The organism is Streptomyces sp. SID12501 (assembly GCF_010550245.1).
Classification (GTDB): Bacteria; Actinomycetota; Actinomycetes; order Streptomycetales; family Streptomycetaceae; genus Streptomyces.
The window spans coordinates 35331-59595 of record NZ_JAAGLU010000035.1; the positions used below are offsets into that span (position 1 = coordinate 35331).

At 70.2% G+C, this 24265-nt stretch carries 21 protein-coding genes, 1 pseudogene and 1 riboswitch; of the genes and pseudogenes, 12 read left to right on the plus strand and 10 right to left on the minus strand.

Annotated elements, in window-relative coordinates; translation table 11 throughout:
• Positions 1-130: 130 nt before the first annotated feature.
• From frr to G3I71_RS34280, 8 genes are all read left to right on the plus strand, one after another.
• The gene (frr, locus tag G3I71_RS34245; protein WP_164320861.1) at positions 131-688 is read left to right on the plus strand and encodes a ribosome recycling factor; all 558 of its coding nucleotides are present in this window, start codon (positions 131-133) and stop codon (positions 686-688) included.
• Positions 688-1815 (plus strand): phosphatidate cytidylyltransferase, encoded by a 1128-nt coding sequence (locus G3I71_RS34250; RefSeq protein ID WP_164320862.1) that lies wholly within the window; start codon positions 688-690, stop codon positions 1813-1815. Before frr ends, G3I71_RS34250 begins: the two co-directional genes overlap by 1 nt.
• A gap of 125 nt (positions 1816-1940) precedes the next feature.
• Positions 1941-2612 (plus strand): hypothetical protein, encoded by a 672-nt coding sequence (locus G3I71_RS34255; RefSeq protein ID WP_164320864.1) that lies wholly within the window; start codon positions 1941-1943, stop codon positions 2610-2612.
• Positions 2613-2712: 100 nt separating this feature from the next.
• A complete protein-coding gene (rlmN, locus tag G3I71_RS34260; protein ID WP_164320866.1) occupies positions 2713-3819 on the plus strand; it encodes a 23S rRNA (adenine(2503)-C(2))-methyltransferase RlmN in 1107 nt (368 codons plus the stop codon).
• A gap of 25 nt (positions 3820-3844) precedes the next feature.
• Positions 3845-3950: riboswitch (TPP riboswitch) on the plus strand.
• Between the two features lie 117 nt (positions 3951-4067).
• Positions 4068-5150, plus strand: coding sequence for a thiamine ABC transporter substrate binding subunit (locus G3I71_RS34265; RefSeq protein WP_164320988.1), 1083 nt, complete (start codon positions 4068-4070; stop codon positions 5148-5150).
• Between the two features lie 95 nt (positions 5151-5245).
• Positions 5246-6871, plus strand: a complete 1626-nt coding sequence (locus tag G3I71_RS34270; protein ID WP_164320990.1) for an iron ABC transporter permease — start codon at positions 5246-5248, stop codon at positions 6869-6871.
• 2 nt (positions 6872-6873) lie between these two features.
• A complete protein-coding gene (locus G3I71_RS34275) occupies positions 6874-7890 on the plus strand; it encodes an ABC transporter ATP-binding protein (protein WP_164320868.1) in 1017 nt (338 codons plus the stop codon).
• A 25-nt stretch (positions 7891-7915) separates the two neighbouring features.
• Positions 7916-8752, plus strand: coding sequence for a maleylpyruvate isomerase N-terminal domain-containing protein (locus G3I71_RS34280; protein ID WP_164320870.1), 837 nt, complete (start codon positions 7916-7918; stop codon positions 8750-8752).
• A 118-nt stretch (positions 8753-8870) separates the two neighbouring features.
• Here G3I71_RS34280 and G3I71_RS34285 read toward each other — a convergent pair whose 3' ends face one another.
• From G3I71_RS34285 to G3I71_RS34315, 7 genes are all read right to left on the minus strand, one after another.
• Positions 8871-9557 carry an LAETG motif-containing sortase-dependent surface protein gene (locus G3I71_RS34285; RefSeq protein WP_164320872.1) on the minus strand — a complete coding sequence of 229 codons (687 nt, stop codon included), beginning with the start codon at positions 9555-9557 and terminating at the stop codon, positions 8871-8873.
• A 152-nt stretch (positions 9558-9709) separates the two neighbouring features.
• Positions 9710-10831, minus strand: a complete 1122-nt coding sequence (locus G3I71_RS34290; RefSeq protein WP_164320874.1) for an LOG family protein — start codon at positions 10829-10831, stop codon at positions 9710-9712.
• Positions 10832-10855: 24 nt separating this feature from the next.
• Entirely contained in the window at positions 10856-11269 is a 414-nt protein-coding gene (locus G3I71_RS34295; RefSeq protein WP_164320876.1) for a VOC family protein, read from the minus strand.
• 143 nt (positions 11270-11412) lie between these two features.
• The gene (locus G3I71_RS34300) at positions 11413-12651 is read right to left on the minus strand and encodes a hypothetical protein (RefSeq protein ID WP_164320878.1); all 1239 of its coding nucleotides are present in this window, start codon (positions 12649-12651) and stop codon (positions 11413-11415) included.
• Entirely contained in the window at positions 12633-13403 is a 771-nt protein-coding gene (locus tag G3I71_RS34305) for an ABC transporter ATP-binding protein (RefSeq protein WP_164320880.1), read from the minus strand. The genes G3I71_RS34300 and G3I71_RS34305 overlap by 19 nt, the downstream gene beginning before the upstream one ends.
• Positions 13404-13602: 199 nt before the next feature.
• Positions 13603-15009, minus strand: coding sequence for an aspartate aminotransferase family protein (locus G3I71_RS34310; protein WP_164320882.1), 1407 nt, complete (start codon positions 15007-15009; stop codon positions 13603-13605).
• Positions 14994-15509 (minus strand): Lrp/AsnC family transcriptional regulator, encoded by a 516-nt coding sequence (locus G3I71_RS34315; protein WP_164320883.1) that lies wholly within the window; start codon positions 15507-15509, stop codon positions 14994-14996. The genes G3I71_RS34310 and G3I71_RS34315 overlap by 16 nt, the downstream gene beginning before the upstream one ends.
• Positions 15510-15713: 204 nt before the next feature.
• On the opposite strand from G3I71_RS34315, the gene G3I71_RS34320 reads away from it, so the two are divergent.
• The 3 genes from G3I71_RS34320 (at position 15714) to G3I71_RS34330 (ending at position 19112) form a co-directional block, all read left to right on the plus strand.
• The gene (locus G3I71_RS34320; protein ID WP_164320885.1) at positions 15714-17162 is read left to right on the plus strand and encodes a gamma-aminobutyraldehyde dehydrogenase; all 1449 of its coding nucleotides are present in this window, start codon (positions 15714-15716) and stop codon (positions 17160-17162) included.
• Between the two features lie 179 nt (positions 17163-17341).
• Positions 17342-18532: a spermidine/putrescine ABC transporter substrate-binding protein gene (locus tag G3I71_RS34325; protein WP_164320888.1), complete on the plus strand. Its 1191-nt coding sequence runs from the start codon at positions 17342-17344 to the stop codon at positions 18530-18532.
• A 52-nt stretch (positions 18533-18584) separates the two neighbouring features.
• Positions 18585-19112 carry a hypothetical protein gene (locus G3I71_RS34330; protein ID WP_164320890.1) on the plus strand — a complete coding sequence of 176 codons (528 nt, stop codon included), beginning with the start codon at positions 18585-18587 and terminating at the stop codon, positions 19110-19112.
• Here G3I71_RS34330 and G3I71_RS34335 read toward each other — a convergent pair.
• Positions 19102-20268, minus strand: a complete 1167-nt coding sequence (locus tag G3I71_RS34335; RefSeq protein WP_164320892.1) for a serine hydrolase — start codon at positions 20266-20268, stop codon at positions 19102-19104. The two genes, G3I71_RS34330 and G3I71_RS34335, sit on opposite strands and share 11 nt — an antisense overlap.
• Before the next feature lie 294 nt (positions 20269-20562).
• Here G3I71_RS34335 and G3I71_RS34340 point away from each other — a divergent pair, with 294 nt between their 5' ends.
• Positions 20563-22257 carry a sigma-70 family RNA polymerase sigma factor gene (locus G3I71_RS34340; protein ID WP_164320894.1) on the plus strand — a complete coding sequence of 565 codons (1695 nt, stop codon included), beginning with the start codon at positions 20563-20565 and terminating at the stop codon, positions 22255-22257.
• Positions 22258-22281: 24 nt separating this feature from the next.
• Here G3I71_RS34340 and G3I71_RS34345 read toward each other — a convergent pair whose 3' ends face one another.
• Together G3I71_RS34345 and G3I71_RS34350 are read right to left on the minus strand one after the other, a co-directional pair.
• Positions 22282-22965 carry a glycerophosphodiester phosphodiesterase gene (locus G3I71_RS34345; protein WP_164320896.1) on the minus strand — a complete coding sequence of 228 codons (684 nt, stop codon included), beginning with the start codon at positions 22963-22965 and terminating at the stop codon, positions 22282-22284.
• 36 nt (positions 22966-23001) lie between these two features.
• A pseudogene (locus G3I71_RS34350) lies at positions 23002-24185 on the minus strand (adenosine deaminase).
• Between the last annotated feature and the right edge of the window lie 80 nt (positions 24186-24265).

Here is a 24265-nt window from a genome sequence, read left to right on the forward strand (position 1 = left end):
GGGGACGGACCCTGAGCGGGGGATGGACAATGTCCTGCCGGTCGGGAACCGTGCAGGAAGAAGACGCGACGCAGCCGGCCGCGGACCGCGAAGAGCAGCCGGGCCTACTCAAGACACGCAGGAGCAAGTGGTGATCGAAGAGACCCTCCTCGAGGCCGAGGAGAAGATGGAGAAGGCCGTCGTGGTCGCCAAGGAGGACTTCGCCGCGATCCGAACAGGTCGTGCGCACCCGGCGATGTTCAACAAGATCGTGGCCGACTACTACGGCGCGCTGACGCCGATCAACCAGCTGGCCTCGTTCTCCGTACCCGAACCGCGGATGGCCGTGGTGACCCCGTTCGACAAGAGCGCGCTGCGCAACATCGAGCAGGCGATCCGCGACTCCGACCTCGGCGTCAACCCGAGCAACGACGGAAACATCATCCGCGTGGTGTTCCCCGAGCTCACCCAGGAACGCCGCAAGGACTACATCAAGGTGGCCCGGACCAAGGCCGAGGACTCCAAGATCTCGATCAGGGCCATCCGCCGCAAGGCCAAGGACTCCATCGACAAGTTCGTCAAGGACGGCGATGTCGGCGAGGACGAGGGCCGTCGCGCGGAGAAGGAGCTCGACGACACCACCGCGAAGTACGTCGCGCAGGTGGACGAGCTTCTCAAGCACAAGGAAGCGGAGCTTCTCGAAGTCTGATGAACGACTCTTCCTGGGGGTCGCCGCCCCACGCCGGGTACTGGGGGCCGTCCGACGGAGGGCCTGTCCAGGGGGCTGCCCCGGCGGGTCCCGCGTACGATGCGCACCGCGCGCAGCAGACTCGCCCCATGCCCATCGTGCCCGACGTACCCGCACATGGCGGACACCAGGATGACGACCGGGGGGCCGCTCGGCCGGGCGGCCCCTTGTTCCGCGACGAGATGCCGCAGGCGCAGCCCTACGGGACGGTGCCGCAGAAGCCGGATTCCATGCCCACGCCCGACGACGCCCAACAGCCCGCCCCCGTCCCGCAGAAGAAGACCGCGGGCCGGGATCTCGGCGCGGCCATAGGGGTCGGTGTCGGGCTCGGTGCGGTGATCATCGCGTCGTTGTTCGTCGTCAAGGCCGCCTTCGTCGGCGTGATAGCGGTCGCCGTCGTGGTCGGCCTGTGGGAACTGACGTCCCGGCTCCAGGAACGCAAGGGCATCAGGGCACCGCTGGTGCCGCTCGCGCTCGGCGGGGCCGCGATGGTCGTCTCCGGATACGTCCGGGGTCCCGAGGGCGCGTGGGTCGCGATGGCGCTCACCGCGCTGGCGGTCCTGGTCTGGCGTATGACGGAACCCCCGGAGGGTTACCTCAAGGACGTCACGGCAGGCGTCTTCGCGGCCTTCTACGTCCCGTTCCTGGCCACGTTCGTCGCGATGATGCTCACCGCCGACGACGGTGCGCAGCGCGTCATGACGTTCCTGCTCCTGACCGTCGTCAGCGACACCGGCGCGTACGCGATCGGCTGGCGCTTCGGCAAGCACAAGCTCGCCCCGCGCATCAGCCCCGGCAAGACCCGTGAGGGCCTGTTCGGCGCTGTCGGGTTCGCGATGGTGGCGGGCGCGCTGCTGATGGAGTTCGCGATCGACGACGGCACCTGGTGGCAGGGACTGGTGCTGGGCCTGGCGGTCGCGGTCAGCGCCACGCTCGGTGATCTCGGCGAGTCCATGATCAAGCGCGACCTGGGCATCAAGGACATGGGCACGCTGCTGCCGGGGCACGGCGGCATCATGGACCGGCTGGACTCGCTGCTTCCCACGGCTCCTGTGGTGTGGTTGCTGTTCGTTGCCTTCGTAGGCTGAGGGCGGTCGGAATGTTCCAGTACGGTCCGGGTTTCCTTTGAAACACCTACGTCAGCCTGAAACCACCCCTTTCGAACCTAAGATCGACTTCAGTGCGGTCGATCTGTCCGGAAGGGGTGGCGTGCATGTGGGGACGTAGTCGTGCCAGACGCCAGCGGCAGGCCGAGGGGCTGGCAGCTGTCGCCGGTCCCGTCGAGGCGGCCGACGCGGCTCATCAGGCCCTGCTGGAGCTGCGACGGGCGGTAAGGGGCGAGCTGGCGCGGATCGAAGCGCTGCTCGATCAGGGCGACGGACTGCCCTCGGACACCATCCGCGAGCAGACGAACGGGGCGGTGAGTGTCTTCGCCGACCTGGACGGCGTGTCCCAGTACTACGACGAGATCCGTACCGGAGCCGTCGAGGCCGCCGAGCACGGCGTCGAGGCGGCCGAGCCCTGGCTGGCGGCGCTCGGCGAGCAGGTCAGGTCGATGACCGAGCTGGGGGAGACCTTCTCCGGAGTCGGCGAGTCCCTGGCTTATCTCCGCGAGCGCACCGAACGGCTGCGCGCCGGCCTGGTCCCGCTGCGCCAGGGGGCCCACGCGGCCCTGCGCGCCGCCCAGGACGAGCTGGCCGCCGCCCAGGGCGCCGACGGCTGGCACGCCTGGCGGACGGACCTCACCGCCCTGGGCGACCAGCTGACCGCACTGGACGAGGGCCGCGTCACACCGACGGCCCGCCGCAAGGTCAGCGACCACTACCGTGAGCTGGAGCGGGAGGTGACGCAGCTCCGGGGGGTGATGGCTGCGGCGCCTCGGTGAGTACGTACAGCACGCGCTGAGCTGGGGTTTTCCATCTGTTCCGGATGTTGTCCACAGGGCGGCGAGGGGCTGTCCGGATGTCTGCGACACTGGTATGGCCATGCCTAAGCCCGGAGAACTCACATTCGTCGCCCCGCGCGGAGCTCAGAAGCCGCCGCGGCATCTTGCCGATCTCACGCCCGCCGAGCGTAAAGAGGCCGTTGCCGCGGTCGGTGAGAAGCCGTTTCGTGCCAAGCAGCTCTCGCAGCACTACTTCGCGCGGTTCGCGCACGACCCTGCCGAGTGGACGGACATCCCGGCCGCCTCGCGCGGCAAGCTCCAGGAAGCGCTGCTTCCCGAGCTGATGACGGTCGTCCGCCATCTGTCGACCGACCAGGACACCACCCGTAAGACACTCTGGCGGATGGTCGACGGGACGCTCGTCGAGTCGGTGCTCATGCGGTACCCGGACCGGGTCACCATGTGCATCAGTTCGCAGGCGGGGTGCGGGATGAACTGCCCGTTCTGCGCGACCGGGCAGGCCGGGCTGGACCGGAATCTGTCCACCGCAGAGATCGTGCACCAGATCGTGGACGGGATGCGCGCTCTTCGGGACGGGGAGATCCCCGGTGGTCCCGCGCGGCTCTCCAACATCGTCTTCATGGGGATGGGTGAGCCGCTCGCCAACTACAAGCGTGTCGTCGGTGCCATCCGTGCCCTGACCGACCCCGCGCCGGACGGCATGGGGCTGTCGCAGCGCGGGATCACCGTCTCGACCGTCGGGCTGGTGCCGGCCATCAACCGGTTCTCCGACGAGGGTTTCAAGTGCCGGCTCGCCATCTCCCTGCACGCCCCCGACGACGAGCTGCGCGACACTCTCGTCCCCGTCAACACGCGGTGGAGGGTCCGGGAGGTCCTCGACGCCGGGTGGGAGTACGCGGCCAAGTCGGGACGTCGGCTGTCCATCGAGTACGCGCTGATCCGGGACATCAACGACCAGGCCTGGCGCGGTGACCGCCTCGGGCGGCTGCTCAGGGGCAAGCCTGTGCACGTCAACCTGATCCCGCTGAACCCGACTCCGGGGTCCAAGTGGACCGCCTCGCGGCCCGAGGACGAGAAGGTGTTCGTCGAGGCCATCGCCGCGCACGGAGTGCCCGTCACCGTTCGGGACACCCGGGGGCAGGAGATCGACGGGGCGTGCGGGCAGCTGGCGGCCACCGAGCGGTAGGCTTACGCCGTACCTACATATCTTCATATTCCGACAGGGGAGCGCCACAGCGCTGAGAGTGCGGGACAGACCGCAGACCCTCTGAACCTCGCCCAGGTCATTCTGGGTAGGAAGTTCGGTCATCACTCAAGCTGTTGCGCCCTGCCCGGAACCCTTCACGGGGTCCCGGGCAGGGCCGCGTCTCTTCCTGGTCATCCCAGGAGGAAGCATTCGTGAGCAGTACCAGGAAGTTGAGCAGTACCGGGAAGTTGAGCGGTACCAGGAAGTCGCTGGCACTCGCCGTCGGGCTCGGGCTTGTCACGTTGTCCGCGTGCGGGTCGGAGGACGGCGGCAGCGGTTCGGCGGCCGGCTCCAAGACCGTCACCCTCGTCAGCCATGACTCGTGGGCCGTGTCGAAGAGCGTCCTCGCCGCCTTCGAGAAGCAGTCCGGGTACACCGTCAGGGTCCTCAAGGACGGCGACGCCGGCCAGGCCGTCAACAAGGCGATCCTCACCAAGGACAACCCGCAGGGCGATGTCTTCTTCGGCGTCGACAACACCCTGCTCTCCCGCGCGCTCGACAACGGGCTCTTCCAGCCGTACGAGGTGAAGGACGCCGCCGCGATCCTGCCCGCGTACCGGACCGACGAGGCCGAGCACCGGGTCACTCCGATCGACACCGGCGACATCTGCGTCAACTACGACAAGGCCTGGTTCAGCGAGCACAAGCTGACCCCGCCCGAGTCCTTCGACGACCTGATCAAGCCCGCCTACAAGGATCTCCTCGTCACGGAGAACGCCTCCACCTCCTCGCCCGGACTCGGGTTCCTGCTCGGGAGCGCCGCCAAGTACGGCGACGACGGGTGGGCCGCGTACTGGACGAAGCTCAAGTCGAACGGCGTGAAGGTCGTCGACGGCTGGGAGCAGGCGTACAACGAGGAGTTCTCCGGGTCGGCCGGCGGCAAGAAGGCCAAGGCGGACCGGCCGCTCGTCGTCTCGTACGCCTCCTCGCCGCCCGCCGAGGTGATCTTCGCCGACCCGAAGCCGACCACCGCTCCCACCGGCGTCGCGACCGGCACCTGCTTCCGGCAGATCGAGTACGCCGGGCTGCTCAGCAACGCCGGCAACAGCGAGGGCGGCAAGGCGCTGCTCGACTTCCTCGTCGGCAAGTCCTTCCAGGAGGACATGCCGCTCAACATGTTCGTGTATCCCGTGCGGGAGGGTGCCAAGGTGCCCGCCGAGTTCACGGAGTTCGGGCCGCAGGCCAAGGACCCCGAGACCATGGACCCCGCGAAGATCGCCGAACACCGTGACCAGTGGGTCAAGTCGTGGACATCGCTCGTACTGAAGTAGCCGAAGTAGCCGAAGTAGCCGAAGTAGCCGAAGTAGCCGAAGTAGCCGACGTAGTCGAAACGGCCCGTGCGGTCGCTCGTGGGAAGGGTGCCGTCCTGCGCGGGGCCCTGCTCGCGCTGCCTGTCGCCTTCTTCGCGCTCTTCTTCGCCTATCCCGTCGCCGCGATCGTCGCGCGCGGCCTGCATACCGACGGGGTCTGGCGGCTGGGGCAGGTGGGGGACGTGCTGGGGGACTCCGGCATCCGGCACGTCCTCTGGTTCACCACCTGGCAGGCGCTCGCCTCCACCGTGCTCACGCTGCTGATCGCGCTCCCCGGCGCGTATGTCTTCGCGCGCTTCGATTTCAGGGGCAAGCAGATTCTGCGGGCCGTGGTGACCGTGCCGTTCGTGCTGCCGACCGTCGTCGTCGGTACGGCGTTCCTGGCGCTGGTCGGACGCGGAGGGCTGCTCGACGAGTTGTGGGGCGTACGGCTGGACACGACGGTGTGGGCGATCCTGCTCGCGCACGTCTTCTTCAACTATGCCGTCGTAGTGCGGACCGTCGGCGGGCTCTGGGCGCAGCTCGACCCGCGCCAGGAGGAGGCGGCGCGGGTGCTCGGCGCCTCGCGGTTCGCGGCCTGGCGGCAGGTCACCCTGCCCGCTCTCGCACCCGCCGTCGCCGCCGCCGCGCTCATGGTCTTCCTCTTCACCTTCACCTCGTTCGGCGTGGTGCAGATCCTCGGCGGACCGACCTTCGCCACCCTCGAAGTGGAGATCTACCGGCAGACCTCGGAGATCTTCGACCTCGGTACGGCCGCCGTGCTGACCATCGTCCAGTTCGTGGCGGTGGGCGCGGTCCTCGCCGTGCACGCGGGTACGGTACGGCGACGGGAGAGCGCGCTGCGGCTGGTGGCGCCGGAGACGACCGCACGTCGGCCGCGCGGCCGGGGTCAGTGGGCGCTGCTCGGCGGGGTGCTGGTGAGCATCGCAGTCCTGCTGGTGCTGCCGCTGGCCGTGCTCGTACAGCGATCGTTCGCCACACCTGGTGGTGCCGGCCTCGGCTACTACAGGGCGCTCACCCGCGACGACTCGGGCATCTTCCTGGTGGCGCCGATCGCCGCCATCGGGAACTCGCTCCAGTACGCCGTCGCCGCCACCGGCATCGCCGTCGTCGTCGGCTCGCTTGCCGCCGTGGCGCTCACCCGGCGCGATGCCGGACGGATCGTACGGGGATTCGACGCGCTGTTGATGCTGCCGCTCGGGGTGTCGGCGGTGACCGTGGGGTTCGGGTTCCTCATCGCGCTCGACGAGCCGCCGCTGGATCTGCGCGGCAGCTGGATCCTCGTACCGCTCGCGCAGGCGCTGGTCGGGGTGCCGTTCGTCGTGCGGACCATGCTGCCGGTGCTGCGGGCCGTGGACGGGCGGTTGCGGGAGGCGGCGGCCGTGCTCGGTGCCTCGCCCTGGCGGGTCTGGCGCGAGGTCGATCTGCCGATCGTGCGGCGGGCGTTGCTGGTCGCGGCCGGGTTCGCGTTCGCCGTGTCGCTGGGTGAGTTCGGGGCGACCGTGTTCATCGCCCGGCCCGACAATCCGACCCTGCCGGTCGCTGTGGCCCGCCTGCTGGGCCGCCCGGGTGACCTCAACTACGGCCAGGCGATGGCCCTTTCGACGATCTTGATGCTGGTGTGCGCGGTGGCCCTGCTCGTGCTGGAGCGGCTGCGGACCGACCGGACGGGGGAGTTCTGACCATGCTCAGTCTCGACGGGGCGACCGTACGGTTCGGGACGCGGGCCGTGCTCGACGGCGTCGGCCTCGATGTCGCCGAGCACGAGATCGTGTGCGTGCTCGGACCCAGCGGCAGCGGGAAATCGACGCTGCTGCGGGCTGTCGCCGGACTCCAGCCCCTCGACGCGGGGCGGGTGTTGCTCGACGGCCGTGACCTCGCCGGGGTGCCCGCACACAAGCGGGAGGTGGGCCTGATGTTCCAGGACCACCAGCTGTTCCCGCAGCGGGATGTTGGCGGCAACGTTGGATTCGGGTTGCGTATGCATCACGTGTCCAAGGAGCAACAAAGCTTGCGTGTACGGGAGTTGCTGGACCTGGTCGGGCTGCCGGGCGCCGCCGGACGTGCCGTGGCCGCGCTCTCCGGCGGGGAGCAGCAGCGTGTCGCCCTCGCCCGTGCTCTCGCGCCCCGCCCCCGGCTGCTGATGCTCGACGAACCGCTCGGCCAGTTGGACCGCTCGCTGCGCGAGCGGCTCGTCGTCGAACTCCGGGAGCTCTTCGGCCGGTTGGGCACCACGGTGCTCGCCGTCACCCACGACCAGGGCGAGGCCTTCGCCCTCGCCGACCGTGTGATCGTGATGCGCGACGGCCGAATCGCCCAGTCCGGTACGCCGCTTGAGGTCTGGCAGCGCCCCGCCGACGAGTTCGTCGCACGCTTCCTCGGCTTCGACAACGTCGTCGAGGCAACGGTGAGCGGGCAGGTCGCGGACACCCCCTGGGGCAAGACGCCGGTCCCCGAGGGCACCGGACAGGGGGTGCGCACGCTGCTCGTACGGCCCGCCGGTGTGCTTCTGGTGCCCGCTGCCGAGGGCCTGCGCTGCACGGTGGCCGCGCGTACCTTCCGGGGTACGCATGTCGCCGTACAGCTCCAGCCCGAGGACGCGCCCCGGCTGGAGGCCGCGTGCGCGCTGCGTGAGGCGCCGGAGCCGGGGGACGAGGTCGGAGTGGCCTTCGACGCGGCCGAAATTGTCGTGCTCGGGTGACGGGACCACCCATAGTGTGCGGGGCATGACGACACTTGCACATGATCGCTATTGCGATGAAATCGCCCACCAGGTCGGACAGTTGAGGGCGGTGGTGACCTCCGGCGCCGATCTGTCCGCGACCGTGCCCACCTGCCCGGACTGGTCGCTGGAGCAGCTCGTACGGCATACCGGGGGTGCCCTGCGCTGGGTGGAACTGCTGGTACGCACGCGGGCCGAGGCGGATGTCGAGGAGGACCAGGTACCGCTGAGCGGCGGCCCGGAGCAGACGGGCGACCCGGCCGCGCTGGACGCCTGGCTCGCCGAGACCGGTGAGCTTCTGGTCGGCACCCTGCGTGAGGCCGGGCCCGACGCCAAGGTGTGGTCGTGGGCCGAGATCCACGACTCTGGGTTCTGGGCGCGCCGGATGGCTCATGAGGTCACCGTCCACCGCGCGGACGCGACGCTGACCGCCGGGCTGCCGTACGAGGTCGCGGCCGACATCGCCGCCGACGCGATCGACGAGTGGCTGCAGATCGTCGAGTTCGCGCAGCGGGCCGATCCGGCCGACCCGGCGAACGAACTGCGCGGGCCGGGCCGCAGCATCCATCTTCACGCCACGGACAGCGCCGCGGAGTTGAACGCCGAGCGAAGCGAGATGGGGGTCCCCCCGCCCGAAGGGTGGGGGAGGCTGATCGAGCTCGCCGAGGAGGGCCTCGTCTGGCGGCGTGGCCATGAGAAGGCGACGGTGGCCCTGCGCGGCCCGCTCACCGACGTCATGCTCGCCTTCTACCGCCGACTGCCGCTGGACAGCCCGCGGTTGGAGATCCTCGGGGACCGGGAGCTGCTGGAGTTCTGGCTGGCGCGGGCCACCTTCGGGTGACGCACGGCACGTGACCGGTGACCGGTGTCCGGTGACAGCGGAGTGGCCCGCCCCCTGATCCGGGGACGGGCCACAACGTACAGCCGGGTGCGGTACTGCGGGTACGGCGAGCCGAACGTCAGCTGTTGCTGGACGTCCCACGGCGACGCATGCCGAAGAAGACGGCGCCGCCGCCGACGGCGACCAGGGCAGCCGCGATACCGGCGATCACGCCGGTGTTCGAGCTGGCGCCGGTCTCGGCGAGGTTGGAGCTGCCGCCCGCAGGCGTCGGAACGCTGCTCGCAGGAGCGCCCGGGGTGCTCTCGGAGGCCGACGGAGTCGGGGTGGCGGACTCCTCGGGCTCCGAAGCCGACGGAGTCGGGGTGGCGGACTCCTCCGGCTGCGAAGCGGACGGGGTCGGCGTCGGAGTCGGGGTCGACTCCGGCGTGCAGGCCTCGTCCGGAGTGTTCACGCCCGACGCGATGTCCTCGTCGACCTGCTTGCCGGCCTTGACGTGAACGCGGTACGTCGTGTTCGGCGCCCAGTCCTCCGCGAAGTCGACGGTGACGCCCTCGCGGCTGCCCACGACCTCCTGGGTGCCGATGAGCTTTTCGCCCAGGAAGACGGTGACCGTGGCGGGGGTGCCCGACGGGTCCTTGTCGGTGACGCTGATGACGCCCTTTTCGCCGTCGCACTTGGCGACGGCGGAGAACTCACTGATGTTGCAGGCGAACGCGGTGCCCGCGACGCCCAGCGCGAGCGCGGCCGAGGCGGAGGCAACACCGAGAATGCGCACGGAACGCGCGGTACGGAGAGATATGGACACGGTTGCCCTTCACGGGGTGCACAACTGAGGGGGGTGGTGGGGGCGAAGAGACCTCATCACCTCATCACCCCCTGGAGTCTCACAGGTTTATAAGCGCAGCATAAGAACTGTCAATGTGTATGCAGGCTCCAGGCATTTGTTTTGCCTACCCGTTAACCAGCGAGGCGTTTCAAAGCCTCCGGAGCGTCCTCAATCCGGTCGACCAGGGCGATTCTGTCCTCCATCGCCCGCGCCCGCGCCAGCGACTGGAGCAACGGCCAGGCGGGCAGCCGCTCGGTCCAGTGGGCGCGGTCCACCAGCACCATGGGTGTTGGCTCGCCACGCGACTCGTAGTAGTTCGGGGTCGCGTTGTCGAAGATCTCCTGTACGGTCCCGGCGGCGCCCGGCAGGAAGACGATCCCCGAGTTCGAGCGGGCCAGCAGCCCGTCCTCGCGGGTGGCGTTGGCGAAGTACTTGGCGATGTGCGAGGCGAAGGCGTTCGGCGGCTCGTGCCCGTAGAACCAGGTCGGGATGCCCACCGAGCCGGCCCCTTCGGGCCAGCGGGCGCGGACCTCGAAGGCGGCGCGCGCCCAGTCGGTGATCGAGGGCGTGAACGAGGGTGCCCCGGCTAGGAGTTCGCATGCCTCGTCGAGCATGGTGTCGTCGAACGGGGCCGCGTACGCGCCGAGGTTCGCCGCCTCCATCGCGCCCGGACCGCCGCCCGTCGCCACCGTGAACCCGGCGCGGGTCAGCTCGCGCCCCAGGCGTGCGGCACCGGCGTACGCCTGCGTACCGCGTGCCATCGCGTGACCCCCCATCACTCCTACGACCTGTGTCGCGCGCAGGAGTTCGTCGAGGGCGTCGGAGACGGCGTCGTCGTGGACGGAGCGCAGCATCGAGGCGAAGATGTCGCCGTCGGCCTTCGTACGCTGGAACCAGGCGTACCCGAGGGCGTCGGGTGTCCCCTCGTAGCCCTTGTCGAGCCCGGCGAACAACTCGTCCGGCGCGTAGAGATGGCCGCGGTACGGGTTGACGGGCAGGTCCGGGAGGGGCGGGAAGACCAGGGCGCCGTCCGCGCGGACCTTCGCCGTCGCGTCCGGGCGCATCGGGCAGCCGAGGAAGACGGCGCCCGCGGTGTCGCTGGTCAGCAACTCCTTCGTACGGTCCGTCAGATCGACGGCCTGGACGCGGAATCCGGCGAGGGTGCCGCGAGCCGAGACGGTCGCGTCGAACTCCTGGAGGGTCTCGATCTCACGGTCGTCGTGGTGGGCCGCATGGGCGGGGCTCGTCTGCACCCGCCCATGTAAGCACGGTCCGTGTCAGCTCTGGACGGCCGCCGGGTCCATCCACATGACCTCCCAGGTGTGCCCGTCGAGGTCGTCGAACGCGCGGCCGTACATCTGGCCGAAGTCCTGCGCCTCACGCGGCTCGGTGCCGCCGGCGGCGAGCGCACCGTCGACCAGTTCGTCGACCTTCGCGCGGCTCTCGGCGCTCAGACAGATGAGGACCTCGCTGGTCTTCGTCGAGTCCGCGATCTCCTTCTTCGTGAAGTCGGAGTAGCGCGGCTTGCTCAGCAGCATCGCGATGATGGTCTCGCTGATCACGACACAGGCGCAGTCGTCGGTCGTGAACTGCGGGTTGATCGTGTACCCGAGCTCGGTGAAGAACTTCTTCGAGGCGTCGACATCGTTGACGGCCAGGTTCACGAAGATCATCTGCTGGTACTCGCTCATGAGGGTCTCTCCCGTCGGTGTGGTGCTGTTCGGTGGGGTAGACCCGGAGGCCGGGCGGAACTCATCGGTGGATGCGGAACTTGTTCGTACGGGTTTCCGGACGGGCTTTCCCAGGGGTTCTGATCCGGGATTCTGTCCGGGGTTCAGGCGGTCAGCGGCAGCGCCGCCAGCTCCGCGACCAGGAAGGTCAGCGGGGCGAACAGGGCGAGGAGGGCGGCAGCGCGGAGGCCGGCGGCGGTCCGCAGTGTCGTGGCCGGTGCGCCCAGCCGGACCAGGGCCGCGGTGGTGTCCGCGCGGGCGCGGCGGGCCTCGGCGGCGGCCGTGAGCAGCGTGGCGACGGCGCAGCCCACCACGACCAGGGCGCCCAGGGTGGTGAGGGGGCCGAGGGACGGGTCGTCGGCGTCGTACAGCACGATCATGGCGTACGCGCCCGACGCCACCGCGCAGACGACGCCCAGCGGGCGGCCGATACGGGTCGCCTCCTGCATGAGGACGCGGCCGGCGAGGAGGCGGAGGGCGCCGGGGCGGACGGCCTGGAGCAGGCGTCCGCAGAGGTGGGTGAGGCCGGGTCCGGCCAGGGCGAGGCCCAGTGCGGTGAGGGCCCAGCCGACGAGTACGGCGGCGGGGCTGCCGGTGGCTCCGCCGGGCATGGCGAGGCGGGTGTGGGGGGCGCGGGCGGCGTAGGCCTCCACGGCGAGGCCGGCTGCCAGCACGGCGATGCCCCAGGGGAGATCCCGGGGAGGCAGGTGGAGGGAGGGGAGGCCGGGTTCCTGGACGGGGGTTTCAGAGGGGCCCGGGGTTGGTTCCGCGGGCTGGGACGCGCTGCCCGGCGCTGACGGGGTGCCGCCTGCGCCCGCGGTTCGGCGACGGGTGTCCCGGGGCCGCAGGACCAGGGCGGCCGCGATCGACGCCGCCACCGGTACCAGGGTCAGCAGGGTCAGGGCGGCCGGGAGGGGGAGGGGGTGGTCGGCGGCCAGGAAGTCCGCCGCGTCGCCGTCGAACGGCATGCCCGTCAGGTCGCCCCGCAGATGGAGGAAGAACAGCAGGGCCAGCATCGAACCCAGGGTGCAGGACAGGGCCGTTGTCGTGGCCGAGACGGCCATCAGGCGGCCCGGGCCCAGGCCGATCGCCGACAGGCCGGGGCGCGGTTTCGTGCCGGGGTCCGTGCGGGCCACCGTCACCGCGAAATAGACCGTGGCCGCCAGGGGAGCCACGCACCAGGCCAGGCGCAGGGCCGAGCCGCCGGGGGTGTCCTGGTGGGCGAGGGCGTGTCCCAGGGTGCCCAGGAGGAGGAACCCCGTGGCCGCCGACGCCGCCGCGACCAGCAGCCGGCGAAGCTGGACGCCCGGGTGGGCGCCGCGGGCTAGACGGAGAGCGAGCACGCGGCCCGGCCTTCCGCGTCGGTCCCGGTCCCAGTCCCGGACCCGGTCTCGGCGACCTGGGGCAGGTGGACGGTGTTCACGCGCCGTCCGTCGAGCAGTGAGACCGTGCGGTCCGCCAGCGCCGCCGTGTCCGCGTCATGCGTTGCGAGGACCACCGTGATGCCGTGCGAGCGGGCCGCTGTCGTCAGCGTCCGCAGTACCTGGGCCCGGTCCGCCCGGTAGAGGGGTGCCGTCGGTTCGTCCGCGAAGAGGACCGTGGGCGCCGGGGCCAGTGCCCGTGCGATCGAGACGCGCTGACGTTCGGACTGACGCAGTTCGTACGGGCGTTTGCGGGCCAGGCCGCCGATGTCCAGGCGCTCCAGCCACTCCAGGGCCGCCGTCTTGGCGCGCCGGCGGCTGGTGCCGCGCAGCATGAGGGGCAGGGCCGCGTTCTCCCAGACGTTCAGTTCCGGTACGAGGACGGGCGCCGGGTCGATCCAGCCGAACCGGTCGCGGCGCAGCCGTTCACGGGCGAGCGGGCCCATCGTGTGCACGGGCACGCTGTTGAACCAGACCTCGCCGCGCAGTGGACGTACCAGGCCCGAGAGGCAGCGCAGCAAGGTCGTCTTGCCGCTGCCGCGCGGGCCGCTGACGGCGAGGATCTCGCCCTCCCGGACACCGAGCGAGACGCCGCTCAGCGCGGGCGAGCCGTCGTTGTGCTGGAAGTGCAGGGCGCGTGCCCAGAGCACGTCGTTGTCCGGCGGGGCCACCATCGCGTACACCTCGTTCTGGTCCGTTGTGCCTTGCAGTCCCCCGTGCGGGGGAACGAGAGCAGGGCCGATCGGTTACCAGGCACGCTAAAGATCCTGGGCGTGCACCCCGGACAGCACGCGGCCCGGGGTGCACCCTTCTCACTTGTATGGGTGCAACACCGGGCCGTGACGAGCGGCTGAACCGCGCAGCCGCCGGAGGCTACAGCTTCGTCCACGCCTCCGTCAGGGTCGCGCGCAGGATCTGCTCGATCTCGTCGAACGTCTCCTGGGTCGAGATCAGCGGCGGGGCGAGCTGGACGACCGGGTCGCCGCGGTCGTCGGCACGGCAGTACAGGCCGTTCTCGAAGAGGGCCTTGGAGAGGAAGCCGTAGAGGATACGTTCCGTCTCCTCCGCGTCGAAGGACTCCTTGGTCGCCTTGTCCTTGACCAGCTCGATGCCGTAGAAGAAGCCGTTTCCGCGGACGTCACCGACGATCGGCAGGTCGTGCAGCTTCTCCAGGGTCGAGCGGAACGCGCCCTCGTTGTCCAGCACATGTTGGTTGAGGCCCTCGCGCTCGAACAGGTCGAGGTTGGCCAGGCCGACCGCCGCCGACACCGGGTGACCGCCGAAGGTGTAGCCGTGCAGGAAGGTGTTGTCGCCCTTGTAGAACGGCTCGGCCAGCCGGTCCGAGATGATGCACGCGCCGATCGGGGAGTAGCCCGAGGTCATGCCCTTGGCGCAGGTGATCATGTCCGGCACGTAGTCGAACTTGTCGCAGGCGAACATCGTGCCGAGGCGACCGAAGGCGCAGATGACCTCGTCCGAGACGAGCAGGACGTCGTGGCGGTCGCAGATCTCGCGGACCCGCTGGAAGTAGCCCGGCGGGGGCGGGAAGCAGCCGCCCGCGTTCTGGACCGGCTCCAGGAAGACGGCGGCGACCGTGTCCGCGCCCTCGAAGAGGATCTCCTGCTCGATCTGGTCGGCGGCCCAGCGGCCGTAGGCCTCCGGGTCGTCGCCGAAGAGCGGGGCGCGGTAGATGTTGGTGTTCGGGACCTTGTGGGCGCCCGGGACCAGCGGCTCGAAGGGGGCCTTCAGGGCCGGCAGGCCGGTGATGGACAGGGCGCCCTGCGGGGTGCCGTGGTAGGCGACCGCGCGTGAGATGACCTTGTACTTGGTGGGCTTGCCAACCAGCTTGAAGTACTGCTTGGCGAGCTTCCAGGCGGTCTCGACGGCCTCGCCGCCGCCGGTGGTGAAGAAGACCTTGTTGAGGTCACCGGGCGCGTAGTTCGCCAGACGTTCCGCCAGCTCCACCGCCTTCGGGTGGGCGTACGACCACACCGGGAAGAACGCCAGCTCCTGCGCCTGCTTGAAGGCGGCCTCGGCGAGCTCGACGCGGCCGTGACCGGCCTGGACCACGAACAGCCCCGCCAGACCGTCGAGGTAGCGCCGGCCCTTGTCGTCGTAGATGTAGGTGCCCTCACCCCGGACGATCGTCGGGACGGGCGCGTTCTCGTACGAGGACATGCGGGTGAAGTGCATCCACAGGTGGTCGTACGCGGTGCGGCTGAGGTCCTTGGGGCTGGAGCTGGGGCTGTCGGTGGTCGTCACGGTTATCGGGTTCCCCACATGTAGGTCTGCTTCTTGAGCTTGAGGTAGACGAAGCTTTCGGTGGAGCGCACGCCGGGCAGGGCCCGTATGCGTTTGTTGATGACGTCCAGCAGGTGGTCGTCGTCCTCGCAGACGATCTCGGCGAGGATGTCGAAGGAGCCCGCGGTCATCACCACGTACTCGACTTCTTGCATGGCGCTCAGCCCGTCGGCCACGGGGTCCAGGTCGCCGTCGACGTTGACGCCGACCATCGCCTGTCTGCGGAAACCCACGGTGAGCGGGTCCGTGACGGCGACGATCTGCATCACGCCCTGGTCGAGCAGCTTCTGGACGCGCTGGCGGACGGCCGCCTCGGAGAGGCCCACCGCCTTGCCGATCGCCGCGTAGGGCCGGCGGCCGTCCTCCTGGAGCTGTTCGATGATGGCGAGGGAGACGGCGTCCAGCTGGGGAGTGCCGTTCCTGGACTCGCGGGAGTCCCTGTGCTCTGCGCTTCGACTTGCCACGCGCTCACTGTGCACGAGGAGTCGACGGTTTCGCAAGGCTCGATCGATGAAATTCGTTGTTCATGGACGCCTGTCTTGCGGATTTCGCAGCTTGAGGGGGATCGGGGGTGTTGAAAACGTCGGACTGCGGAATAGGGTGGGTGTCTCAGTCAATGGACACCGAGTCGATCGACACCTCAGTCACCTGAGTCAACCGACACCGAATCTGGAGGGCCGGCAGTGAGCACCGAGCTGCGTCGTCTGCGCAACTACATCGATGGTGAGTTCCGGGACGCCGCCGACGGGCGGACCACCGAGGTGGTCAACCCCGTGACGGGCGAGGCGTACGCGACCGCGCCGCTGTCCGGGCAGCCGGACGTCGACGACGCCATGGCCGCCGCGGCCGCCGCCTTCCCCGCCTGGCGCGACAGGACCCCGGCCGAGCGGCAGAGGCACCTCCTGAAGATCGCGGACGCGTTCGAGGAGCGCGCCGAGGAACTCATCGCGGCCGAGGTGGAGAACACCGGCAAGCCGATCGGGCTCACCCGGTCCGAGGAGATCCCGCCGATGGTGGACCAGATCCGCTTCTTCGCGGGTGCGGCCCGGATGCTGGAGGGGCGCAGCGCCGGTGAGTACATGGACGGGATGACGTCGATCGTCCGGCGCGAGCCGATCGGTGTCTGCGCGCAGGTCGCGCCCTGGAACTACCCGATGATGATGGCCGTCTGGAAGTTCGCCCCGGCGATCGCCGCCGGCAACACCGTGGTGCTCAAGCCGTCGGACACGACGCCCGCGTCCACGGTCCTGATGGCGGAGATCATCGGTTCGATCCTGCCCACGGGCGTCTTCAACGTCATCACGGGGGACCGTGACACCGGCCGGCTCATGGTCGAGCACCCGACTCCGGCGATGGCGTCGATCACCGGTTCGGTGCGAGCCGGTATGCAGGTCGCCGAGTCCGCGGCGAAGGACCTCAAGCGTGTCCACCTGGAGCTGGGCGGCAAGGCGCCGGTCGTCGTCTTCGAGGACCTCGACAGTGCGGCCATCGCCAAGGCCGTCGAGGACATCTCGGTCGCGGGCTTCTTCAACGCGGGCCAGGACTGTACGGCGGCCACGCGCGTCCTCGTCCAGGAGTCCATCCACGACGAGTTCGTCGCGGCGCTCGCCAAGGCCGCCGCCGAGACGAAGACCGGGCAGCCGGACGACGAGGACGTGCTGTACGGGCCGCTCAACAACCCGAACCAGCTGAAGCAGGTCTCCGGCTTCATCGAGCGGCTGCCCGCCCACGCCAAGGTCGAGGCGGGCGGTCACCGGGTCGGAGAGAAGGGCTACTTCTACGCCGCGACCGTCGTGTCGGGGCTGAAGCAGGACGACGAGATCATCCAGAACGAGGTCTTCGGCCCGGTCATCACCGTCCAGTCCTTCACGGACGAGGCGCAGGCCGTGGAGTGGGCCAACGGCGTGGACTACGCCCTCGCGTCGTCCGTCTGGACGAAGGACCACTCGCGCGCGATGCGGATGTCGAAGGCCCTGGACTTCGGCTGCGTGTGGATCAACGCCCACATCCCGCTGGTCGCGGAGATGCCCCACGGCGGCTTCAAGAAGTCCGGCTACGGCAAGGACCTCTCGGGGTACGGGTTCGACGACTACACGCGGATCAAGCATGTGATGACGTCGCTCGGCGGCTGAGAGTGGCTTGAGGGCTGTCGGTGGCGCGCGCGGCCCCGGGCGGGAGTTCTCCGTCCGGGGCCGCGCGGCTGCGGTGGTTCGGCCGGCTCGCCTGTCGTCGACAGGATGTCGCGTCGGCGCCGTACTGCTCGACACGGCGTCGATTGCCCGGGCCCGCGTACGGCGGGCATGCTGCCCGGATGCCAGTGTCACGCGTCTCCACGGCTCTCGACCGTCGGTCCCTGCTGCGCGCGTTGGGAGCGGTCGGCGGGGGTGCGGCGCTCACCGGATGCGGGGTGCCCGCCGCCTATGTGGCCCCGGGGGAGCGGGCCGGGGTCGATCTCTCTGCCCGGGACAAGCGGCTGACCTGGGCGAACTGGCCCCTCTACATCGACACCGACGACGAGGACACGACGCGGCGGCCCACGCTGGACGGGTTCGAGAAGCGCACGGGCATAGCCGTCGACTACGTCGAGGAGATCAACGACAACGACGAGTTCTTCGGGAAGATCAGCCCGGCGCTGATGAACCACCAGCGGACCGGCCGCGATCTCGTCGTCGTCAGCGACTGGATGTGCGCGCGGTTCGTCCGGCTGGGCTGGGTCCAGGAGATGGACCGTGCCCGGCAGCCGAACGTCGCCAGGTACCTTGACCCGCAGCTCCGTTCACCCGCCTTCGACCCCGGCCGCCGGTTCGCGGTGCCGTGGCAGTCGGGGATCACCGGTATCGCGTACAACCGACGCGGGGTCGGCCGGGAGATCCGGCATGTCTCCGACCTGTGGGCGGACGACCTCAAAGGCCGCGTCACCCTTCTCTCCGGGCTGGACGAGGCGTTCGCGCTGCTCATGCAGGGCAACGGGGTCGACGTCACCCGGTGGACGGCGGACGACTTCGAGCTGGTCTGCGAGCAGGTCGCCGCGCGGGTGCGCAGCGGGCACATCCGCCGTTTCACCGGCAACGACTACATCAAGGATCTCGCGAGCGGTGACGTACTCGCCTGCCAGGCCTACTCGGGTGACGTGATCCAGCTCCAGGCGGACGACCCGGACATCCGCTTCGTCGTCCCGGAGGAGGGCGCCGAACTGTGGGCGGAGTCGCTGATGATCCCGAACCTCGCCCGGCACAAGGCGAACGCGGAAGCGCTCGTCGACTACTACTACCAGCCCGAGGTCGCCGCCGAACTGGCCGCGTGGGTCAACTACGTCTGCCCGGTACCGGCCGCGCAGGACGTCCTGGCGTCCGCCAAGGACGAGGAGACCGCGGCCCTCGCCGAGGACCCGCTGATCTTCCCCGACACCGCCATGCGCAGACGGCTCGCCATCGCCCGGGACATCACCGGGAAGGAGCGGGTGGGGTTCGCCAAGAGGTGGAACGCGATCGTGGGGCTGTGACCAAGGGTTTCTGATGTTTTGAACGTGTTCAATTCAAGCGTATGCTGCCTCCATGAGTGACAGAGCCGCCCTGCTCAAGGGCATCCGTGCCTGGTTGGCCCTCTTCGTCGTGTGCCTGGTGCTCAGTGGCGCCACCGCATTCCCCCTCGTGCACGAACTGCGCTGGACCGAGAGCCTGTTGAGGGCTCTGTCCGTGCCCGAGCACCTGCCCGGGCTGATGGACTGGGTCGAGCGGGTGCGGGCCGGCCTCGACGCCACCGACGAGCGCTATCCCTTCGTCCTCTACGGCACGGACTGGCTCGCCTTCGCCCACCTCGTGATCGCGGTCGCCTTCTACGGGCCCTACCGCGACCCCGTACGCAACATCTGGGTCGTCGAGTTCGGGATGATCGCCTGCGCCGGGATCATCCCGCTCGCGCTGATCTGCGGGCCGATCCGCGGGATTCCCTTCTGGTGGACGGTGATCGACATGTCGTTCGGGGTGTTCGGGGTGACCCCGCTCTACGTCGTACGGAAGCGGATCAAGCGGCTGGAGGCGCTGACGGCGGCACCTCCAGCCATGGCCCAGGTCACCGCATGAAGGCCGCCTGCGCGATGCGTGCGGCGACGGGATTCATGCCCTGGCCCTTCGCGTCGGTCGAGTTGACGCTGTAGACGAGGGTGCGGGACAGGTCGCGGGTGGCCGCGATGACCGAGTTGTAGCCCCATCGGCCGCCCGACTTCAGCCACACCTCTGTGCCGTCGGGGGCGACATACCGCTGGAGACCCGCGCTCATCGTGGCACCGGGCACGCCGGCCGGGAGCGTGAACATCTCCTCCAACTGCGGCTGCGGCACGACCCGCCCGCGGAACAGGGCGGTCAGGAATCGTTCCAGGTCGGCCGTCGTGGAGATCATGGCGCCCGCCGCCCAGCCGTCCGTGGTGCCCCACACCGTGACGTCACGGAACTCCGTCGTGCCGTCCGCGCGCGTCACGGCCTGGTAGCCGTGGTTGTGCGGCCCCCGGATGTCCGGATCGCTGCCGGGAAAGTACGTGTTCCGCATTCCCAGCGGGGCGAAGATCCGGCGAACCGTCTCCCGCTCGTAGGAGTGGCCGGTGGTCCGCTCGATCAGCAGCCCGAGCACGGTGTAGTTGATGTTGAGGTAGTGCTGGGCGGTGCCCGGCGCGAACTCGGGCTTCTTGGCGGTGGCGTCGGCGACCGTCTCGCGAGGAGAGTGGAGGTCGAAGCGGTGCGTGTACCACTCCTCGAAGGTCGTTCCGACGCCGTCGGCAGCCGGGATGCCGCTGGTGTGGTTCAGGAGTTGGCGCACGGTCACCTGCCCGTACGTGCTGGGGATCAGGTCCGGAAGGTAGTGCCGGGCCGGTCGGCCGAGGTCCACCTTGCCCTCCGCCGCGAGTTGGAGCACGACCGCCGCCGTGACCGCCTTCGTCGTCGAACCGGCGCGGAAACGCGCGTCCGGGTCCGCCGCCCGCCCGCTCACCAGGTCGTGCACACCCGCGCTGCCGCGCCAGAGACCGTCGGTGCCTCCGACCCGTACGAGAGCCGCCGTCGCCTCCGCGTCCGGTAAACCGGCGAGCGCGGCCCGCAGTGCCTCGGCGTTCGGTGCCGTGCCCCTCGCGGTCGCCGGGCCGGAGGCAGCCGACGGGGGAGCGGCAAGGGCGCCGGCCGGCAGGGCGAGGGTGAGCGTAAGGACGGTCGCGAGGGCTGTGGCGCGGGCGGCGGTACGTGTGCGCATCGGCTTCTCCTGCGGGTGGCGGCTGGTGTTGATGCTCACATCCTTGATCTTTACGAGCTGACGTGGATCGTCGCCGAGGAGGACGCCGACCCTGGTCCCGGCGTGAGGGCAACGGGCGTACCGCATCCGGATCTTGTCGGGGATCGCACCTAGGGACCGTGTCGCGGGCGGCCTTGGGCAGAGGAAAAAACTGTTATCGGCGGTGCCTCCGAACCGTCTCCTCGGGCGACCTGGCGGCGAACCGGTGTGCAACAGGGCGACGTAAGGTGCACACACGTACGAGAAAGGGCTTTTGTGGACGGGCGCCAGTGGAGTTCCACCATCGCTGCGGCGCAGGCCGGTGACCGGCGGGCGCTGGACGATCTGGTCGCGGGCTGGCTGCCGTTGGTCTACAACATCGTCGGCCGGGCCCTGAACGGTCACGCGGACGTGGACGACGTCGTGCAGGAGACCATGCTGCGGGCCGTCGACAACCTCGGCTCGCTGCGTGACCCGGACAGCTTCCGGTCGTGGCTCGTCGCGATCGCGATGCGGCAGATCCGGGACCGCGCCCGCCGCCGTACCACCGACGCCCTGCGTGACGAGACGGCCGACCGAGCCGCCGACTTCGCCGAACTCACCGTGCTGAGGCTCCAGTTGGAGGGGCAGCGGCGCGAGGTCGCGGAGGCGGTGCGCTGGCTCGACGACGAGGACCGGCAGTTGCTGTCCCTGTGGTGGCTGGAGGTCGCGGGCGAACTCACCCGGCGGGAGCTGGCGGCTGCCGTGGGCATCAGCCGGCAGCACGCCGCCGTACGCGTCCAGCGGATGAAGGAGCGCCTGGAGGCCTCGCGCGGAATCGTCCGTGCCCTCGACGATGCCTGCCCCGGCCTGCGGGAACTGACCGCCCGCTGGGACGGCGACCCGGACTCCGTGTGGCGCAAGCGGCTGGCCCGGCACATCAGGGGGTGCGCGTACTGCGCGAGCCCCGGGGAGGCGGTCGTCGTACCGGCGGAGCGGCTCCTCGTCGGCATCGCGCTCGTCCCGCTGCCCGTCGGCTTCACCCTGTCGCTGGCCTTCGGCGGCAAGACGGCCGTCGCCGCCACCACCGGCGCCTCCGTCGGCTGGGCGGGCAAGATGCTCGGCGCCCTGACCAAGCCGGCCGTCGCCCTGAGCGCCGGGGCGACGATCGTCGCGGGCGGCGCGTACGTCATGACGTACCCCGCCAAGGACCCGCCACCGGCCGTCGCTGCCCCCACGGCCCGCCCCCAGCCCCGGGCGCCCGTCACCTCCCCGCCCCGGTCCCCGTCGGCGTCCCTCTCTCCCTCCCCTTCGCCCCCGGCCGCCCCCTCTCCCAGCCCGTCGGCGGCGCCGACGAAGTCCGACCCGTACGGCACGGTCGTCGACGCCGTCGACACGGCGCCCGACCCGAACGCGCGGCCCGCCGCCCTCCCGCACCGGCCCGAGGCCGGGATCACCAGCACCGGCGGCGCGCACGCCACCATGAACCACCGCGGGGACAGCGTGACGCTCACCGGCCAGGGCTATGTCCTCGTCCGCTGGCAGATCTCGCCGCAGTACCGGGCCGGCAGCCTGGTCATGCCGGCCTGGACCGGCCTGAAGGGCAGGCTCTTCCACGTGGCCTCGGGCGGTGGCCGCCGTATGGACGACCGGGTCAGCAGCACCGACAGTTCCGCCACCGGCATGGGCAACTCGGCCACCGGCTACGCCGTCCCGCCGGCCGGCACCCAGCAGATGTGGCAGAACGAGTACTTCTACGTCGAGGGCAGCGTCACCCTCACCGTGAACGAGCGGGGCGCCGACTACGGCCTGAACGTCTTCCCGACCACCTGGGACAACGCGGAGGCCGACATCACCAGTGGGCCTCCCGAGGGCGCCATCCGCTACGGCCTGGTCCGAGACACCGGCAAGGACGACTCCCCCGTCCCGCAGTACGTCACCCGGGAGACCCCGGCGGACCCGGCGACCGTGGCCCAGAAGTCCCGCGTGTAAGGAGCGATCAGCAGCCGAGCCGCGTCACCCCTTGCGCAGCGCGCACAACGTGTCGATCCGGTTGGTGGTGATCGAGTCGACGCCGGCGTCCAGCAGCCGCCGGATGGAACGGCGGGTGTCCGGAGTCCACACCGACAGCAGGTGACCGTCCCGGTGTACCCGTGCCACGAGCCGTCGGTCGACCAGGGGGAAGCGGTAGTTGAGCCAGCGCGGGCGTACCGCCGCGAGCAGGGCGGGGCGGGGCGGCGCGACGCTCTTCCAGGTCAGGGCGATCTCGGCGGACGGGGCGGCCGCGCGCACCGCGAGCATCGCCGGGGCGTCCGCGCAGTAGTACACGCGTTCTGCCGCCGCGCACTCCCGGACCACGTCCGTCACCCGCCGGACCGCCCGCGCATCCGGCGAGCCCGGCAGGTCGATCATCACCCGGCTGCCCTCGGTCACGGCCAGCGCCTCCGCGAGCGTCGGCACCCCGTCGTCCGTCAGCCCGCGCACCTCGGCCGCCGACAGTACGGCCAGTGGCCGGTCCCGCTCCCACAGCCGCTTCAGCGTCGCGTCGTGCAGCAGCACGGGCACGCCGTCCCGGGTGAGCCGTACGTCGATCTCGACCGCGTCCGCGCCCCGGTCGAGCGCGGAACGCAGCGAGTCGGCCGTGTTCTCACGGACGCGGTAGGGGTCGCCGCGGTGGGCCACGGCGGTCACGTTCTGCATGGGCCCATTGTGCGTGGGCGGGGCCGGTGGTGTTTCTCAGGGGGCGAGCCATGCCGAGGTGTAGGTGTCGATCTCGTCGGCCAGCGCGGCCTTGCCCGCCGGGTCGAGGAAGGAGGCCTCGACGGCGTTCTTGGCGAGGTCGGCGAGACCCCACTCGTCGAGGTCGAGCAGCCGGGCGGCGACCGCGTACTCGCTGTTGAGGTCGGTGCCGAACATCGGCGGGTCGTCGGAGTTGATCGTGACGAGGACGCCGGCCCGCACGAACTCCTTGATGGGGTGCTCGTCGAGCGTACGGACCGCGCGCGTGGCGATGTTGGAGGTCGGGCAGACCTCCAGGGCGATCCGCTGCTCGGCGAGGTGCGCGAGCAGTTCGGGGTCCCGCGCGGAACTCGTGCCGTGCCCGATGCGTTCCGCGCGCAGGTGGTTCAGCGCGTCCCAGACCGTCTCGGGACCGGTGGTCTCGCCGGCGTGCGGCACCGACCGCAGTCCGGCGGCGATCGCCCGGTCGAAGTACGGCTTGAACTGCGGCCTGGGTACGCCGATCTCGGGCCCGCCGAGCCCGAACGAGACCAGCCCTTCCGGGCGCAGCCGGTCGTCGGTGGCGAGCCGCACGGTCTCCTCGGCCGCTTCGAGTCCGGCCTCGCCGGGGATGTCGAAGCACCAGCGCAGTACGGTCCCGAACTCGGCCTCGGCCGACTTCCGGGCGTCCTCGATCGCGTCCATGAAGGCGCGCGCGTCGATGCCGCGGCGGGTCGAGGAGAACGGGGTGATGGTCAGCTCGGCGTACCGGACCTGCTGCCGGGCCATGTCCCGGGCGATCTCGTACGTCAGCAGCCGTACGTCCTCGGGCGTGCGGACGAGGTCCACGACGGACAGGTACACCTTGATGAAGTGGGCGAAGTCCGTGAACGTGAAGAAGTCCGCCAGTGCCTCGGGATCGGTGGGCACCTCGGAGTCGGGGTGGCGGGCGGCCAGCTGCGAGACGATCCGGGGGGAGGCGGAGCCGACGTGGTGGACGTGCAGTTCGGCCTTGGGCAGCCCGGCGATGAAGGCGTGCGGGTCGTTGGCTGCGGCTGGGGCAGGCTGGTGGTGGTCGCTCAAGGGTTCCTCCCCGGGAACGGCGCCCCGGATCGTGCGAAGGTCGGCGGGACGCGGGTGATCGGCTGATCGATGACTCGGGGATCATCGTAGGCCGGGCTCGCGAGGAGACGCCTGTGGATTCCGTCCCAGGGCGGGGCGGGCAGGGCGGAGGTGCCCCCTCGGCCTGTGATCGCGGGCCGTAGCATGACGGAACGCACGA